Source organism: Streptomyces sp. NPDC051315 (genome assembly GCF_044455165.1).
GTDB lineage: Bacteria > Actinomycetota > Actinomycetes > Streptomycetales > Streptomycetaceae > Streptomyces.
Genome location: NZ_JBITEN010000001.1, coordinates 630516 through 647167, shown reverse-complemented (window position 1 = coordinate 647167; position 16652 = coordinate 630516). Strand labels below are relative to the sequence as shown.

Here is a 16652-nt window from a genome sequence, read left to right as displayed (position 1 = left end):
CTGCAATGAACTGCCCCATCCAGGATAAAGCCGCTGAAATCACCTGTCGCGGTGACGGAAAAGAACGTCGATCAGCTCGGGCGACTGCCCGTGAGATGCGCGAAGACCACCACGTTCCCCTGATATCCGGTCGCCGGTGAATACCCACCGCCGCAGGTGATGACCCGCAACTCGGGCCGCCCCGCGGCCCCGTACACCTTCGCGTCGGGAAAGGCGCGCGCGTCGTACACCTCGACCGCGTCCACGGTGAACACCGCGACCCCGCCGTCCCGCCGGTCCACCTCGATCGTGGCGCCCCGTCGCAGCGCGCCCAGGTCGTAGAAGACGGCGGGACCGTCGGCGTTGTCGACATGGCCGGCGACGATCGCGGTGCCGGTCTCGCCGGGGGTGGTGCCGGCCTCGTACCAGCCGGCGAGGTTCTCGCGGTCGGCCGGCGGGACGTCGAGGCTGCCGGACTCCGTCAGCCCCAGGCCCGTCAGGGGCGCGTCCACGCGGATCGACGGGATGCGGATGCGGTCGGGCGGGGAGGGCGGCAGCGCGGGCGCGGAGCGCGGGTCGCGCTGGCCGGGGTGGGCCTGGGCCGCGGACGGCTGCGGCGGTGCGTGTGTCCCGGCGGCGCTGTGCAGCAGCCACGCGCCCGAGCAGAGGGAGACCACGGTCACGGTGGCTATGGCGGTGTTGCCGACCCTGCGCATCCAAAAACCCCTCTCGGTGAGGCATCCGAGGCGTCCGAGGCCCCCGGCATCCGGAGAACCTCGCGGTGAGCGGGACCCCGTGCCCCCCTCCGGGCCGCGAGGGGCGTCGGACCCGGAGGGGGAGGGGACATGCGGTACCGGCGGACGGACAGCGGAGGGTGCCCGTCAGATCCCGTCGCCTCTCGCCCGGCGATGCAGGAGCCAGGTACCGCCCGCGGCGGCGACGGCGAGCGCCGCCACGCCGGCCGCGGTCAGCACGGGATCGGGGCCCAGTGCGCCGCCGACCCCCGTCTTCACACTTCCTCGCGGATACACCTGCTGCTGCGGCACGGGACTCAGCGTCACCACCAGGTCCCCGGTGATCTTCCGCCCGTCCTCGGCGCACTGCGCGACGATCTCGTACGTCCCCTGCTGCGCGCTCGGCGGCACCCGGAACCGCGCGACCGCCTCACCCTTGTGCGCGCCGGGCGCCAGCGTGAAGCGTCCGGCGCCCACCGCGCCGGCGTCGCCGGCCGCCGAACCGCCGTCACCGCAGGCCGCCGTGGTCACGGTGACCTGGTCGCCCGGCACCGCGCTGGAGGGGGACACCTTCAGGCCGCCGGTGCCGCCGTCGGCGCCGTACGCGGGCACGGCGTGGCCGGCCGCGGCGGCGACGGCGAACGCGGTGCCGGTCAGCAGTCGGGCGGCGGTACGTGGCATCGGTGCTCCTCATGAGCTCGTCGAGGGGCACGGCCCGCGGCACCTCCGTGCGCCGCTGCGTCGGTCGCGTCCCTGCCCTTCCGAGATAAGTGGCAGCGACGCGAGCGCGCTTGCTGAGGATCTGTCAGAAAGGGGATGAACGGGTGTCGGACCGGAGTGCGGCAGGCGGGTGGGCGCGGGCGTTTCAGCAGGTCATCACCGTACGGAGAGGGGTCGGCGGAAAAGCGGCGGAAGGGAGGGTGAACGGGTGACCGCCGTCACCGCGCCGGTCCACCGCGCCCGCGCCATCTTCTTCTTTACCGCGCCGGTCCACCGCGCTCGCGCCAGTCTCCTCCCTCGATCAGCTTCCCGCGCGCCCGCAGACCCGTGGCAACTCCCGGCGCGGCGACGTAGACCCAGGCCCGCACCGGCCGCCCGTCGCCGCCCCGGACCACCTCCCGCGCCACCCGTTCGTACAGGTTGCGCGGGTCACCCGGCCGGTACTCCTCCAGTCGGTCCAGCTCGGCGAGCAGCCGCCCGTACGCCTTCGGGAGCGCCGTGACGAGGTCGCCGGCGACCACCCCGCCGGGCTCCTCGACCACGTACGGGTAGCCGGGGCCGTCGTAGAGCACCGCGTCCCGCAGGCGGGCGGGCTCCTCGGCGCGGGTGCGGCCGCGCAGGAGCAGGTCGTGGTTGACCTCGCCCGGGCGCAGGGTGCCGTAGACGAAGAAGGGCAGTTCCGGAACGGTCACGGAAACGATTCTCTCCTCTCACCGGTCCCGCACGTGGGCGCTATGGACATGACATGTCATGCCCTCTTAAATCTCAGGACCACCTCAGCGCCACCCCACGCGCCCCCCACGGCGCCCCTACCGAGGAGACCGATGAGCCGGATACGGCAGCACGCCCGAGGTTCCCGCCTCGCCACCGCCGGCATCGCCGCCACCACCGCCACCCTCCTGGCCGCCGTACTCACCCCAGCCGCCGACGCGGCCGACAGGCCGAGCCGGGCCACCGCGATCGACAACGCGGCCTCGGTCCTGGCCGAGCGCGCCGCGAGCCTGGGGCTGACCGCCGACCAGAAGACCGGCGTCCGGGACGTCATCGTCGACAAGGACGGCACCCAGCACGTCCGCTACGACCGCACCTACCGCCAACTCCCCGTGCTCGGCGGTGACTTCGTGCTCCACCTGGCACCCGACGGCACCTACCGAGGCGCGAACCGGGCGACGACGTACGCGATCTCGCTCGCCACCGTCACCCCGGCCCTCTCCGCCCCGCAGGCCGCCGACGTCGCCGCGAACGCCCTGCGCGCCGCGCACCTCGGCGAGACCCTGAAGAAGCTCACCGCCAAGCCCCGCCTGGTCGTCGACGCCCTGCACGGCGCCCCCAGGCTGGCCTGGCAGACGAACGTCGCGGCCCTGGACTCCGCCGGCAACCCGGTCGCGCGCGCCGTGCTGACCGACGCCCGCTCCGGCGCCCAGATCGACGCCTGGGACACCCTGGAGACCGCGTCGGGCGACGGCAAGTCCCTGTACGGCGGCACGGTCCCGCTGGAGACGACCCTCTCGGGCTCCGCCTACCAGCTCAAGGACGCCACCCGCGGCAACACCTACACCGGCGACGCGGCCAACAAGACCGACCTGTGCATCTTCGGCATCTGCATCAGCCGCGCCCCCTCGACCGTCTTCACGGACGCCGACAACCACTGGGGCACCGGCGCGGCCGGCGACCGCGCGACGGCCGCCGTCGACGCCCAGTACGGCACGGACGTGACCTGGGACTACTACAAGAACGTCCACGGCCGCAACGGCATCGGCAACGACGGCAAGGGCTCCTACAACCGTGTCCACTACGGCAACAGCTACAACAACGCCTTCTGGGACGACAGTTGCTTCTGCATGACCTACGGCGACGGTGACGGCACCCAGCTCGGCCCGCTGGTTTCGCTCGACGTGGCCGGCCATGAGATGACCCACGGTGTGACCTCGAAGACGGCCAACCTGACCTACTCGGGCGAGTCCGGCGGCCTGAACGAGGCGACCTCCGACATCTTCGGCACGCTGGTGGAGTTCCACGCGGACAACGCCTCCGACGCCGGTGACTACCTGATCGGCGAGAAGATCGTCCGCTCCGGCTTCGGCCGGGACGCCCTGCGCTACATGGACAAGCCCTCCCGGGACGGCAGATCCGCCGACTACTGGAGCAGTGCGGTGGGCGCCCTGGACGTCCACTACTCCTCGGGCGTCGCCAACCACTTCGCGTACCTCCTGGCGGAGGGCAGCGGCACGAAGACCGTCAACGGCGTCACCTACGACTCCCCGACCTCCAACGGCTCCACGGTGACCGGCATCGGCCGGGACAAGCTCGGCGCGATCTGGTACCGGGCCCTGACGGTCTACATGACGTCCTCCACCACCTACGCGGGCGCCCGCACGGCCACCCTCAGCGCGGCCCGCGACCTCTACGGCGCCGGCAGCACCGAGTACGACGCGGTCGCGGCGGCCTGGAGCGCGGTCAACGTGAACTGAGCGCGCACCGACCCACGGCACACCGAAGGCCGGCGCCCTGTCGAGGGCGCCGGCCTTCTCGGCGAGGGCGGAGTGCGCCTGCGGCACGGGCGTCCTCCCGGACGCCCCGGCCCGGCCCTGCCGCCGCCGCGGTGGCGCGGGGCGTACGGAAGCCGGGTGCGCACCGGTTCCAAAAATTGTTGCGTAAATTGTTGACGATATCTCTGGCGTAGGCCACGCTACCCGCTCGACGCACCCTCGCTCCCCCGAGCGACGCACCCACATCGAGAGGGGAACCCATGCGCTGGTCCTTCGGACGGTTCTTCGTCCGTGGCGGAGCGAAATCGGTCGCCGGCGCCTGCGCGGCCGCGCTGCTCGCGGCGGTGCTGGTACCGGTCACCGCCGTCGGCTCCGCCGCCGCGCCGGAGTCCCGCCGCGTGTACACGGCGGACGGACTGGAGAAACTGCCCGCGGTGAAGCCGGTGCGGGCCTGCGCCGACGTGACCGGCCTCGACCTGGACGGGGTCACCGACGCACCGGTCACCATCCGTTCCGCGACGGTCGTGACCACCGGCGCGGCCGCCCCCTACTGCGAGGTGCGCGGCACCGTCGCCCCGGCGAACACCATCGTCGTGCGCCTGCCCGTCGAGGGCTGGACCCAGCGCTACGTCCAGACCGGCTGCGGCGGCCTGTGCGGCAGCGCGAACATCAACTACGGCCAGGCGGCCGGCTGTCCGGTCGTCCAGGACGGCACGGTCGCGAGCGCCACCACCGACATGGGCCACCAGGGCCAGAACGACGGCTCCTGGGCGCTGGACAACCCGCAGGCGCAGATCGACTTCGCCTACCGGGGCGTCCACGTCACCGCCCAGGTCGCCAAGGCGCTCATCGAGGAGTTCTACGGCCGGCGGCCCGCGTACTCGTACTTCACCGGCTGCTCGGACGGCGGCCGTGAGGCGCTGATGGAGGCGCAGCGCTATCCCGACGACTTCGACGGCATCGCCGCCGGAGCGCCCGCGAACAACATGGTCGTCCAGAACACCTTCCACCACGCCTGGAACGTCCTCACCAACAAGGACGAGAACGGCGACTACATCCTGCTCGCCGACAAGCTGCCCCTGATCCACCGGGCCGTGCTCGACGCCTGCGACGCGCTGGACGGCCTGACGGACGGGCTCCTCGACGACCCGCGCCGCTGCGACTTCGACCCCACGACCCTGGTGTGCGCGGCGGGCCAGGACGCGTCGACCTGTCTGACCGCGGCGCAGGCCGCCGTGGTCCAGCGGCTGCACGACGGCGCCACGGACGCGCAGGGCAGGCGCCTGGAGGTCGCGATCTCCCACGAGTGGGGCTCCGAACTGGAGTGGACGCTGTTCGTGCCGGCGAGGCAGGGCCAGACCGTGGCCAGCGAGAACTTCGTGACGTCCTTCGCCCGCTACCTCGCCCACACCAACGCCCCGAACCCCGGCTTCCAGCTCTCCGACCTCGAGTTCACGGCGGAGTCGTTCTGGAAGACGGTCCAGTCCTCCTCCTACCTCGCCGCGACCGACCCCGACCTCAGCGCCTTCCGCAAGAGCGGCGGCAAGCTGCTGCTGTGGCACGGCTGGAACGACCAGCACATCTCCCCGCAGGGCACGCTGGCCTACTACGACGCGATGCGCGAGACGATGGGCGCCGCCACGGTCGACCGGTTCGCCAAGCTGTACCTCTTCCCCGGAGTGGCCCACTGCAGCGGCGGCGCGGGCCCCAACACCTTCGACGTCCTCACCCCGGTGATGGCCTGGGCGGAGAGCGCCACCCAGCCCGGGAAGATCGTCGCCTCCAACGTCACGGACGGATCCGTGACGCGTACCCGCCCGGTGTACCCGTACCCCAGGGTCGCCCGCTACGACGGCACGGGAAGCATCGACGACGCCGCCAACTTCGTCGCGTACACGCCGTCGGCCCGTCCGGACGCCGACGACTACCACTGGCTGGGCGAGCGCCTGTACTCGCACGGCTACCAGACCTGGTGCAAGGTCGTGGACGGCAAGCTGGAGTGCCGCCCGACCCGTACCTGGCTGACGGCGCGGGCCGGCGCCGTGTAGACGCCCTGGTCAGGAGGGCGAACAGGGCCGGTGTCCCCCCGTGGGGCACCGGCCCTGCTCACGACTCGGCACGGCGCGGCCGCAGGGGCCGGCCGGCCCGGCTACGGCTCACCGCCTCCACCCGCACCGCGCACACCTTGAACTCCGGCATGCGCGACGTCGGGTCGAGCGCCGGGTTGGTGAGGGTGTTGGCGCGGCCCTCGCCCGGCCAGTGGAAGGGCATGAAGACGGTGTCGGGGCGGATGCCGGTGGTGATCCTGGCCGGCGCCACCGCCCGGCCCCGCCGCGAGACGACGGCCACCGGATCGCCCTCGGCCGCGCCGAGCCGGGCCGCGAGCCGCGGGTGCAGTTCCACGAACGGGCCGGGCGCGGCGGCGTTCAGCTCGTCCACGCGCCGGGTCTGGGCGCCGGACTGGTACTGGGCGACGACCCGGCCGGTGGTGAGCAGCACGGGGTACTCGTCGTCGGGTTCCTCGGCGACGGGCCGGTGCGAGACGGGCACGAAGCGCGCCCGGCCGTCCGGCGTGGCGAACCGGTCGAGGAAGAGCCGGGGCGTCCCGGGGTGCGCGGACGGGACGTCGCGCTCGTCGTCGCGCGCCGGGTCGTCCGCACCCGCGTCCAGCGAGGCGTCCTCGCAGTCGGCGGGGTCACCGGCACCGTACGTGCCGCCCGAACCGTCCGTGCCACCGGAACCGCCCGTGCCACCGGAACCACCCGTGCCACCGGAGGCGGTGTCCGTGCCGCCGGTTGCGTCCGTGCCGCCCGTCCCGTCGGCCGCCGGGCACGGCCAGAACACGCCGTTCTCCTCCACCAGCCGCCGATAGGTGATCCCGGAGTAGTCGGCGGGGCCGCCCGCACTGGCCCGGCGCAGCTCCTCGAAGACCTCCTCGGGGTCGGTCGGGAAGCCCTTCTCCACGCCCAGCCGGGCGGCCAGCTCGTGCAGGACCTCCAGGTCGCTGCGCACGCCCTCGGGCGGGGTGATCGCCTGCCGCCTCAGCAGCACACGCCCCTCCAGGTTGGTCGTCGTCCCGGTCTCCTCCGCCCACTGGGTGACCGGCAGCACCACGTCCGCGAGAGCGGCCGTCTCCGACAGCACCACGTCGCACACGGCGAGGAAGTCGAGGGACCTGATCCGCTCCTCGATGTGCGCGGCGCGCGGCGCGGACACCACCGGGTTGGACGCCATCAGCAGCAGGGAGCGGATGTCCGTCCCCAGGGCGTCCAGCAGCTCGTACGCGCTGCGCCCCGGCCCGGGCAGGGAGTCCGGGTCGACACCCCAGACCTCGGCCACGTGGGCCCGCGCCGCCGGGTCGTCCAGCTTGCGGTAGCCGGGCAGCTGGTCGGCCTTCTGGCCGTGCTCGCGCCCGCCCTGCCCGTTGCCCTGCCCGGTCAGGCAGCCGTACCCGGACAGTGGACGTCCGGCGCGTCCGGTGGCCAGGCACAGGTTGATCCAGGCGCCCACGGTGTCGGTGCCCTTGGACTGCTGCTCGGGCCCGCGGGCCGTGAGCACCATCGCGGACTCCGGCTCGCAGAACAGCCGGACGGTCTCCCGCAGCTGGGGGACGGACACCCCCGTGATCCGTTCCACGTACTCCGGCCAGTGGGCCATGGCGGCCGCCCGGGCGTCCTCCCAGCCGACGGTCCGCTCCTGGACGTACTCCTCGTCGACCCGCCCCTCGGCGACGACCAGGTGCAGCAGTCCGAGGGCGAGGGCGAGATCGGTGCCGGGGCGGGGCATCAGGTGGAGGTCGGCCTGCTCGGCGGTCTTGGTGCGGCGCGGGTCGACGACGATCAGCGTCCCGCCGTTCTCGCGCAGTTCGTTGAAGAAGCGCAGCGACGGCGGCATGGTCTCCGCGAGGTTGGACCCGACGAGGATCACACAGCCCGTCCTCGGGATGTCCTCCAGCGGGAACGGCAGTCCGCGGTCCAGGCCGAAGGCCTTGATCCCGCCCGCCGCCGCGGACGACATGCAGAAGCGGCCGTTGTAGTCGATCTGCGAGGTGCCGAGCACGATCCGGGCGAACTTGCCCAGCGTGTACGCCTTCTCGTTGGTCAGCCCGCCGCCGCCGAACACGCCGAGCGCGTCGGGCCCGTGCTCCGCGCGCACCCGGGCGAACTCCCCGGCGATCCGGTCGAGCGCCTCGTCCCAGGTGGCGGGCACGAGCGTGCCGCCGGAGCGCACCAACGGTGAGGTCAGCCGCACCCGGGACGACAGCACCGCCGGCGCGGTACGGCCCTTGCCGCAGAGCGCGCCCCGGTTCACCGGGAAGTCGGCGCGCTCGACCACCTCGACGCCCCCCTGTGGCAGGGGCGACAGATTCATCCCGCACTGCAGGGCGCAGTAGGGACAATGGGTGGGCGTCGAGGTGGTCTGCATGCGTTTCAGCGTGCTTCGGCCGTGTTACGCGTCGTGCGGCGTCCTGTTACGGCGGTGTGCTGGTGACCTCCCCGACGGCATCCGCCGGGCGTGAGGCCGGGCGGACGGACGGGCGGACCCCTCGGATCAGCCCGGCTGTCCGGCCGCGGCCAGGGCCCGGGCCACTCCCGGCTCCTTCGGTCCGAGGAACCGCGGATCCGGCTCGAACACCGCGTCCAGCGCCGCCTTGCCGGCCGCGAAGATCTCCCGGGTGCCCCCGTAGTACCAGGTCACGTCGTGGACGGCGGCCACGCCGACGCCGTACGACCGGACCCCCGCCGCCTCGCACAGGGCGACCGCCCGGCGGACGTGGAAGTCCTGGCTGATGAGGACGGCGCGGTCCACTCCGAAGATCTTCTTCGCCCGTACACAGGAGTCCCAGGTGTCGAAGCCCGCGTAGTCGCTGACGATCCGCCCGTCGGGGACGCCGTGCTTCGTCAGGTATGTCCGCATCGCGTCGGGCTCGTCGTAGTCCTCGCGGCTGTTGTCCCCGGTGACCAGCACGACCTCGATCCGCCCCGCACGGTACAGCTCGGCCGCCGCGTCCAGCCGGTGCGCGAGATACGGCGACGGCTCGCCGTCCCACAGACCCGCGCCGAAGACGACGGCCACCTCGGTGCGCGGCGCGTCGGCCGTCGTGCCCAGCCGGTCCGCCGTCGACACGTGCAGCCAGGTGGCCGGCAGCAGCCCGAGCACGCAGCCGGCCATCACGCCCTGCACCAGCCGCCGCCACCCCGTACGGGTGCGCGGCAGCCGCGGTCGACGGATCCTCATGCGATGTCCCCCCGGTTCGGTGCCCCTCCGGCCTGGGAAGACGCGCTCCGGGAGGAACCGGTTCACCTCGCCGCGCGTCACCCCGATCACACCGATAAACCTGCGCAAACCGCACAATCCACACCTCACAGCGCCGCCGCCCGCGCGGTGAACGCCCGGAAAATACTCGTGACGGTCGCGCAACGGGAGTGCAACCTCGCGCCGTCAGGATCGGTACATGACGGCGTCGCCCTCCATGTACGACGAGTCCGACCCCCGCCCCGGCAGCCCGCTGCCCGGTGGCGCCCACCTCGACAGTACGGCGCACATCATGAACCGGATCAGCACCCAGCTCGCCAGCCAGCTCAGCCTCGTCTCGCTCGACGGCCGCCGGCTCCCCGGCCCGCCCGCCCTGGTCGTCGTCGCCCACGGCAGCCGCGACCCGCGCGCCCTGAGCACCGTCCGCACGCTCCTCGACCGTGTGCGCGCGCTGCGTCCCGACCTGCCCGTGCACCTCGGTCACATCGAGCTGAACGAGCCCCTGCTCAGCGACACGCTCGCCGGCCTCGAGGCCCGCGGCACCGCGGAGGCCGTCCTCGTGCCGCTCCTGCTCAGCCGCGGCTACCACGTCAAGAGGGACATCCCGGAGATGGCGGCGGCGGTGGCGGTGCACACGCGTGTGGCGGCCCCGCTCGGCCCGCACCCCCTCCTCGTGGACACCCTGTGCGCCCGCCTCGTCGAGGCCGGCTGGCGCACCCGCATGACGGAGTCCGAGCGCCGCACGAGCGCGGTCGTCCTCGCCGCGGCCGGCTCCCGCGACCCCGACTCCGCCGTCGACACCCGCCGCACGGCCCAACTCCTCGCCGACCGCCTCGGCGTCCCGGTGGTCCCGGCCTACGCCACCACGGCCGCTCCGACGGTCCCCACGGCCGTACGCGCCCTGACCGCCCGAGGCCGCCACCGCATCGCGATCGCCTCCTACTTCACGGCCCCCGGCCGCTTCGCCACGGAGTGCGCGCAGGCCGCCCCCTGGATCGCCTCGGCCCCCCTCGGCACCCACGAGGCGATGGCCCGCCTGGTCCTGCACCGCTACGACCAGGCGTCGACGACCCCGCTGAGCGCGGCCCCCGAGCTGGCCTCGGCGTAGAACAGGGCGTGCCGGCGGCCGACCCCGGTGAGCGAGGCCCGGAGCCGGCGTCGGCAGGGAACAGGGAACAGGGCGTGACGGCGGCCGACCCCGGTTCCCGCGCCCCGGGAACCGGCCCCGGCAGGGAACACGGCGTGACGGCGGTCTCCGCGGATTGTCACCGCGGGCCCGTACTGTCGAGACATGGAAGGCACCCAGACCCCCCAGATCCACGCGAACCACGTCCCATCCTCCGCCTACGACCCCACGTCGGTGGCCCGCTGGGCACCCGAGCCCGACAAACGCCCGGGCCGCACCGCCTTCCAGCGGGACCGCGCCCGCGTCCTGCACTCCTCCGCCCTGCGGCGCCTCGCAGGCAAGACCCAGGTCGTCGCGCCGGGGGAGAGCACCCAGGCCTGGGACGCCACCCCCCGCACCCGTCTCACCCACTCGCTCGAATGCGCCCAGGTCGGCCGAGAACTCGGCGCGGCCCTCGGCTGTGACCCCGACCTGGTCGAGGCCGCCTGCCTCTCCCACGACCTCGGCCATCCCCCCTTCGGCCACAACGGCGAACAGGCCCTGAACGCCTTCGCCCAGGACTGCGGCGGCTTCGAGGGCAACGCCCAGTCGCTCAGGCTCCTCACCCGTATCGAACCCAAGCGCTTCGTCGCCGAGGACTCCGTCGGCCTCAACCTCACCCGCGCCACCCTCGACGCCGCCACCAAGTACCCCTGGCCCCGCGGCGCCCACCCCACCGATCCGGGGTCCCCCAAGTTCGGCGTCTACGAGGACGACCGCCCCGTCTTCGACTGGGTCCGCGAAACGGCCCCCGGCACCCGCACCTGCTTCGAGGCGCAGGTCATGGACTGGTCCGACGACGTGGCCTACTCGGTGCACGACGTGGAGGACGGCCTGCACGCCGGCCACATCGACCCCGGCTGCCTGCACGCCGAGCCCGAACGCCAGGACGTCTTCCGTGTCGCCGTCGGCCGGTACGTCCCCGCCGACACCGACCCGGCCGAACTCGCCGCCGCCCTCGACCGGCTCCAGGGCCAGCAGTGGTGGCCGCACGGCTACGACGGCACGGCGGTCGCCCAGGCCCGCCTGAAGGACGCCACCAGTCAGCTCATCGGCCGCTTCTGCCTCGCCGCCGAGGGCGCCACCCGCGCGCGGTACGGCTCCGGGCGCCTCACCCGCTACGGCGCCGAACTCGTCGTGCCGCGCGAGACCCGTATGGAGTGCGCGGTCCTCAAGGCGGTCGCGGACCGGTACGTGATGCAGCGCGCCGAGCAGGCCCTGCTCCGCGCCGACCAGCGCGTCGTCATCGGTGAACTGGCCGAGGCGCTCACCGCCCGGGCCCCCGAGGGCCTGGACCCCCAGTTCCGCGCGCTGTTCGACCGGGCCCCCGACGACCGCGCCCGCAAGCGGGTCGTCGTCGACCAGATCGCCTCCCTCACCGACACCTCCGCCCGCTCCCTGCACGCGCGTCTCACCGGACGCGGGTGACGGCACCCCGGCGACACAAGGGAGTGAATCACCCCGAAAGTGGGCGAAGGGGGGAGTGCCTGGCCTGATCGGGTCACGTCCTCTTCCCCCCTCACGTCCCGTGCGGGACGCTCAGGTGGCGGCACGTTTACGAGGAGGCATCACGTGGTCGACGCGGATCGGACTTTCGTCATCGTCGGAGGCGGCCTGGCCGGTGCCAAGGCGGCCGAGACGCTGCGGGCTGAGGGCTTCACCGGCCGCGTGATACTGATCTGCGACGAACGCGACCACCCCTACGAGCGCCCGCCGCTCTCCAAGGGCTTCCTGCTCGGCAAGGAGACCCGCGAGAGCGTCTTCGTGCACGAGCCCGCCTGGTACGCGCAGAACGACATCGAGCTGCACCTCGGCCAGACCGTCGACGCGATCGACCGCACCGCCAGGACGGTCCGCTACGGCGACGACGGCACCCTCGTCCACTACGACAAGCTGCTGCTGGCCACCGGTGCCGAGCCCCGCCGCCTGGACATCCCCGGCACCGACCTCGCCGGCGTCCACCACCTGCGCCGCCTCGCGCACGCCGAGCGCCTCAAGGGCGTCCTGGCCGCCCTGGGCCGCGACAACGGCCACCTCGTCATCGCCGGCGCCGGCTGGATCGGCCTGGAGATCGCGGCGGCGGCCCGCGAGTACGGCGCCGAGGTCACCGTCGTCGAACCGGAGCCGACCCCGCTGCACGGTGTCCTCGGCCCCGAACTGGGCAACGTCTTCGCCGAGCTGCACCGCGAGCACGGCGTCCGGTTCCACTTCGGCGTCCGGCTCACCGAGATCATCGGCCAGGACGGCATGGTCCTCGCGGCCCGCACCGACGACGGCGAGGAGCACCCGGCGCACGGCGTCCTCGCCGCGATCGGCGCGGCGCCCCGCACGGGCCTGGCGGAGGCGGCGGGACTGGAGCTGGCCGACCGCGCCCACGGCGGCGGCGTCGCGGTGGACGCCCGGCTGCGCACCTCCGACCCCGACATCCACGCGGCCGGTGACGTGGCGTCCTTCCCGCTCGCGGTGTTCGGCACGACGCTGCGGGTCGAGCACTGGGCGAACGCGCTGAACGGCGGTCCGGCCGCCGCCCGCGCGATGCTCGGCCGGGACGTCACCTACGACCGCGTGCCCTACTTCTTCTCCGACCAGTACGACCTGGGCATGGAGTACAGCGGGTGGGCGCCGCCGGGGACGTACGACGAGGTGGTGATCCGGGGGGACGCGGGGAAGCGGGAGTTCGTCTCGTTCTGGCTGAAGGACGGGCGGGTGCTGGCCGGGATGAACGTGAACGTGTGGGACGTCACAGAGCCGATCCAGCGGCTGATCCGCTCCGGAGCGGCGGTGGACACGGAGGCGCTGGCCGATCCGCACGTGCCGTTGGAGAGCCTGGGCGCCTAGGCGTCCGCGGGTTCCGCCGTCTCGCAGGCGCGGGCCGGACGGGGGCGCCGGTGCCGTTCCCCGCACCCCGGCGGGGCGCCGCGACGCCCCGGGGATGTCGGCGCGCCCCCGTAGAATTCACGCGTGGCAGGACGGATCAACGACGAGGACGTGAAGGCGGTACGGGACGCGGTCCCGATCGACGCCGTGGTGTCCGAGTACCTCCAGCTGCGGGGCGCGGGCGGCGGCAACCTCAAGGGCCTGTGCCCCTTCCACGACGAGAAGTCGCCGTCCTTCCAGGTCAGCCCCAGCAAGGGCCTCTTCCACTGCTTCGGCTGCCAGGAGGGTGGCGACACCATCACGTTCGTGATGAAGGTCGACCACCTCACCTTCTCCGAGGCGGTCGAGCGCCTCGCCGCCCAGGCCGGCATCACCCTGCGCTACGAGGAGGGCGGCTACAACCCCTCCCACCAGCGCGGCGAGCGCATCCGGCTGGTCGAAGCCCACAAGATCGCCGCCGAGTGGTACGCGGAACAGCTCGCCACCAGCCCCGAGGCCGACACCGGCCGGATCTTCCTCGCCGAACGCGGCTTCGACCAGGCCGCCGCCGTCCACTTCGGGGTCGGCTACAGCCCCCAGGGCTGGGACCACCTCACCCGATACCTGCGCGGCAAGGGCTTCAGCGACAAGGAACTGATCCTCTCCGGCCTCTCCCAGGAGGGCCGCCGCGGCCCCATCGACCGCTTCCGCGGCCGGTTGATGTGGCCCATCCGCGACATCGGCGGGGACGTCGTCGGCTTCGGCGCCCGCAAGCTCTACGAGGCCGACAACGGCCCCAAGTACCTCAACACGCCCGACACGGCGATCTACCGGAAGTCCCAGGTCCTCTACGGCATCGACCTCGCCAAGAAGGAGATCGCCAAGACCTCCCGCGCGGTCGTCGTCGAGGGCTACACCGACGTCATGGCCTGCCACCTCGCCGGAGTGACGACCGCGATCGCCACCTGCGGCACCACCTTCGGCGGCGACCACATCAAGATCCTCCGCCGGCTGCTGATGGACAACGGCTCCGCCCGCGTCATCTTCACCTTCGACGGCGACGCGGCCGGCCAGAAGGCGGCCCTGCGCGCCTTCGAGGACGACCAGAAGTTCGCCGCCGAGACGTACATCGCCATCGCGCCCGACGGCATGGACCCCTGCGACCTGCGGCTGGCGAAGGGCGACGACGCGGTGGCCGACCTGGTCGAACCCCGCACCCCGCTCTTCGAGTTCGCGCTCCGCCAGATGGTGAGACGCTACGACCTCGACACCCCGGCCGGCCGCGCCGCGGCGCTGGACGAGGCCGCCCCCATCGTCGCCCGCATCAAGAACAGCGGCGCCCAGCACGAGGTCGCCGTGCAGCTCGCCGGCATGCTCGGCATCCTCGACACCCAGTTCGTCGTCAAGCGCGTGGCGCAGCTGGCCCGTTGGGCCCGCGACCGCGGCGGCAAGGGCCCGGCACCGGCCCGCGGCGGCACCGCGCAGCCGTACGAGGCCGCCCCCCGCCCCACCACCTCCGGCCCCGCCCTCACCCTCCGCAACCCCGTCTACGCCACCGAGCGCGAACTCCTCAAACTCGCCCTCCAGCGCCCCGAGCTGGTCTCCCCGGCCTTCGACGCGTACGGCGTCGACGAGTTCACCGCCGCCCCCTACGCCGCCGTACGCCAGGCCATCCTGGACGCGGGCGGTGCCGAGTACGGCGTACCGGACGGACAGGAGTACCTGGTCCGGGTCCGCGAGGCCGCGCCCGACGACACCGTCCGCGCCATGGTCACCGAGCTGGCCGTGGAGCCGATCATGCGGCGCGCGGTGGACGAGGTGTACGCGGGCACGGTCCTCGTCCAGGTCCGCCGCCGCGCCGTGGAGCGCCGCATCCGCGACATCCAGTCCCAGCTGACCCGCCTCTCCGCAGGCGGCGACCCGGCCCAACTGGCCGCCGTGCAGAACGAACTGTGGGTGCTTCAGCAGTACGACCAGGCACTGCGCGAGCACGGAGCCGCCGCTCTGTGACCCGTGGCGACCGGCACGGTCACCACGCGGTCACGGACCGGACGCAAAAAGTCATCGCACGCCCCTCGTGGCGGCGATGTGTCGTACTCCACACTGGGTCCGGTGCCTGAGTCCTCGGAGCGCGGCGGATCCGTCCCCAGCGGGTCCCACACCCCCGCGGTTCCGCTCATCGCGTACGGGACGGACAGCGGCGGGGCCGCCGACTCCGCTCCCGAAGCAGCGCTGCCGCACACCTCAGCAGCGATCATCCTGGAGGTCGCCCCCGTGCAGACCCAGACCCTCACCCAGACCGACACGCGTACCGACGGCACGGAACCGGACGCCGAGACGGACGTCCTGGTCGCGGTCCCGCCGCAGAACCGTGCCGCGCACCACCCGGAGACGGAGACCGGCCTCGAGTCCGGCGCGGAGCCGGAGCCGGCCACCGAGCACCCGGAGCCGCAGGACCCGCCCGCCGAGGCGCTGGACGAGGCCCCCGAGCCGGTCGCGACGCCCGCCCCCCGCGCCGCCGAGACGGCCGGCCCGTCCTCGGACCTGTTCCGCCAGTACCTGCGCGAGATCGGCCGGATCCCGCTGCTCACCGCGGCCGAGGAGGTCGAGCTGGCCCGCCGCGTCGAGGCCGGCCTCTTCGCCGAGGAGAAGCTGAGCAACACCCCCGACCTGGACAGCGAACTGGCATTCGACCTCGACCGGCTGGTCGTCATGGGCCGCATGGCCAAACGCCGCCTCATCGAGGCCAACCTCCGTCTCGTCGTCTCCGTCGCCAAACGCTACGTCGGCCGCGGCCTGACCATGCTCGACCTTGTCCAGGAGGGCAACCTCGGCCTGATCCGGGCGGTCGAGAAGTTCGACTACGCCCGCGGCTACAAGTTCTCCACGTACGCCACCTGGTGGATCCGGCAGGCCATGTCCCGGGCGCTCGCCGACCAGGCCCGCACCATCCGCGTCCCCGTGCACGTCGTGGAACTGATCAACCGGGTCGTCCGCGTCCAGCGCCGCATGCTCCAGGAGCGCGGCTGCGAACCGACCGCCGACGAGGTCGCCGCCCAGCTGGACCTGCCGCCGGAGCGCGTCGGCGAGGTCCTCCGCCTCGCCCAGGAACCGGTCTCCCTGCACGCCCCCGTGGGCGAGGAGGACGACGTGGCCCTCGGCGACCTCATCGAGGACGGCGACGCGGCGAGCCCGGTCGAGTCGGCGGCGTTCCTGCTGCTCCGGGAGCACCTGGAAGCCGTCCTGTCGACCCTCGGCGAACGCGAGCGGAAGGTCGTCCAGCTCCGCTACGGCCTCGCCGACGGCCGCCCCCGCACCCTGGAGGAGATCGGCCGCATCTTCGGCGTGACGCGCGAGCGGATACGGCAGATCGAGTCCAAGACCCTGAACAAGCTCAGGGACCACGCCTTCGCCGACCAGCTGAGGGGCTACCTGGACTGAGCGCGGGGTGCC

At 73.1% G+C, this 16652-nt stretch carries 12 protein-coding genes; 7 read left to right on the top strand and 5 right to left on the bottom strand.

The window, feature by feature from the left end; all coding sequences use genetic code 11:
- Positions 1 to 71: 71 nt before the first annotated feature.
- From ACIBBD_RS03000 to ACIBBD_RS02990, 3 genes are all read right to left on the bottom strand, one after another.
- Positions 72 to 695: a class F sortase gene (locus tag ACIBBD_RS03000; RefSeq protein WP_399417496.1), complete on the bottom strand. Its 624-nt coding sequence runs from the start codon at positions 693 to 695 to the stop codon at positions 72 to 74.
- Positions 696 to 860: 165 nt separating this feature from the next.
- Positions 861 to 1394: a hypothetical protein gene (locus tag ACIBBD_RS02995; RefSeq protein ID WP_399417495.1), complete on the bottom strand. Its 534-nt coding sequence runs from the start codon at positions 1392 to 1394 to the stop codon at positions 861 to 863.
- Between the two features lie 296 nt (positions 1395 to 1690).
- Entirely contained in the window at positions 1691 to 2125 is a 435-nt protein-coding gene (locus ACIBBD_RS02990) for a gamma-glutamylcyclotransferase family protein (RefSeq protein WP_399417494.1), read from the bottom strand.
- Between the two features lie 132 nt (positions 2126 to 2257).
- Here ACIBBD_RS02990 and ACIBBD_RS02985 point away from each other — a divergent pair, with 132 nt between their 5' ends.
- Positions 2258 to 3904, top strand: a complete 1647-nt coding sequence (locus ACIBBD_RS02985; RefSeq protein ID WP_399417493.1) for a M4 family metallopeptidase — start codon at positions 2258 to 2260, stop codon at positions 3902 to 3904.
- Positions 3905 to 4182: 278 nt separating this feature from the next.
- On the top strand, positions 4183 to 5970 hold the full coding sequence (locus tag ACIBBD_RS02980) for a tannase/feruloyl esterase family alpha/beta hydrolase (protein ID WP_399417492.1): 1788 nt from the start codon (positions 4183 to 4185) through the stop codon (positions 5968 to 5970).
- Positions 5971 to 6028: 58 nt separating this feature from the next.
- Here the strand turns inward: ACIBBD_RS02980 and ACIBBD_RS02975 are convergent, their stop codons facing one another.
- Positions 6029 to 8347, bottom strand: a complete 2319-nt coding sequence (locus tag ACIBBD_RS02975; protein ID WP_399417491.1) for a molybdopterin oxidoreductase family protein — start codon at positions 8345 to 8347, stop codon at positions 6029 to 6031.
- Between the two features lie 126 nt (positions 8348 to 8473).
- Entirely contained in the window at positions 8474 to 9160 is a 687-nt protein-coding gene (locus ACIBBD_RS02970; protein ID WP_399417490.1) for a vancomycin high temperature exclusion protein, read from the bottom strand.
- A 217-nt stretch (positions 9161 to 9377) separates the two neighbouring features.
- On the opposite strand from ACIBBD_RS02970, the gene ACIBBD_RS02965 reads away from it, so the two are divergent.
- The 5 genes from ACIBBD_RS02965 (at position 9378) to ACIBBD_RS02945 (ending at position 16640) form a co-directional block, all read left to right on the top strand.
- Positions 9378 to 10286, top strand: coding sequence for a sirohydrochlorin chelatase (locus ACIBBD_RS02965; RefSeq protein WP_399417489.1), 909 nt, complete (start codon positions 9378 to 9380; stop codon positions 10284 to 10286).
- A gap of 183 nt (positions 10287 to 10469) precedes the next feature.
- A complete protein-coding gene (locus ACIBBD_RS02960; protein WP_399417488.1) occupies positions 10470 to 11771 on the top strand; it encodes a deoxyguanosinetriphosphate triphosphohydrolase in 1302 nt (433 codons plus the stop codon).
- Between the two features lie 144 nt (positions 11772 to 11915).
- Positions 11916 to 13181: an NAD(P)/FAD-dependent oxidoreductase gene (locus tag ACIBBD_RS02955; protein ID WP_399417487.1), complete on the top strand. Its 1266-nt coding sequence runs from the start codon at positions 11916 to 11918 to the stop codon at positions 13179 to 13181.
- A 123-nt stretch (positions 13182 to 13304) separates the two neighbouring features.
- Positions 13305 to 15209, top strand: coding sequence for a DNA primase (gene dnaG / locus ACIBBD_RS02950; protein ID WP_399417486.1), 1905 nt, complete (start codon positions 13305 to 13307; stop codon positions 15207 to 15209).
- 102 nt (positions 15210 to 15311) lie between these two features.
- Positions 15312 to 16640, top strand: coding sequence for an RNA polymerase sigma factor (locus tag ACIBBD_RS02945; RefSeq protein ID WP_399417485.1), 1329 nt, complete (start codon positions 15312 to 15314; stop codon positions 16638 to 16640).
- Positions 16641 to 16652 lie beyond the last annotated feature (12 nt).

Excerpts from the sequence above, each read along its gene's own strand:
- ACIBBD_RS03000 (WP_399417496.1), bottom strand. The coding sequence starts at position 695 with ATGCGCAGGGTCGGCAACACCGCCATAGCCACCGTGACCGTGGTCTCC.
- ACIBBD_RS02995 (WP_399417495.1), bottom strand. The coding sequence starts at position 1,394 with ATGCCACGTACCGCCGCCCGACTGCTGACCGGCACCGCGTTCGCCGTC.
- ACIBBD_RS02985 (WP_399417493.1), top strand. The coding sequence starts at position 2,258 with ATGAGCCGGATACGGCAGCACGCCCGAGGTTCCCGCCTCGCCACCGCC.
- ACIBBD_RS02980 (WP_399417492.1), top strand. The coding sequence starts at position 4,183 with ATGCGCTGGTCCTTCGGACGGTTCTTCGTCCGTGGCGGAGCGAAATCG.
- ACIBBD_RS02975 (WP_399417491.1), bottom strand. The coding sequence starts at position 8,347 with ATGCAGACCACCTCGACGCCCACCCATTGTCCCTACTGCGCCCTGCAG.
- ACIBBD_RS02970 (WP_399417490.1), bottom strand. The coding sequence starts at position 9,160 with ATGAGGATCCGTCGACCGCGGCTGCCGCGCACCCGTACGGGGTGGCGG.
- ACIBBD_RS02965 (WP_399417489.1), top strand. The coding sequence starts at position 9,378 with ATGACGGCGTCGCCCTCCATGTACGACGAGTCCGACCCCCGCCCCGGC.
- ACIBBD_RS02960 (WP_399417488.1), top strand. The coding sequence starts at position 10,470 with ATGGAAGGCACCCAGACCCCCCAGATCCACGCGAACCACGTCCCATCC.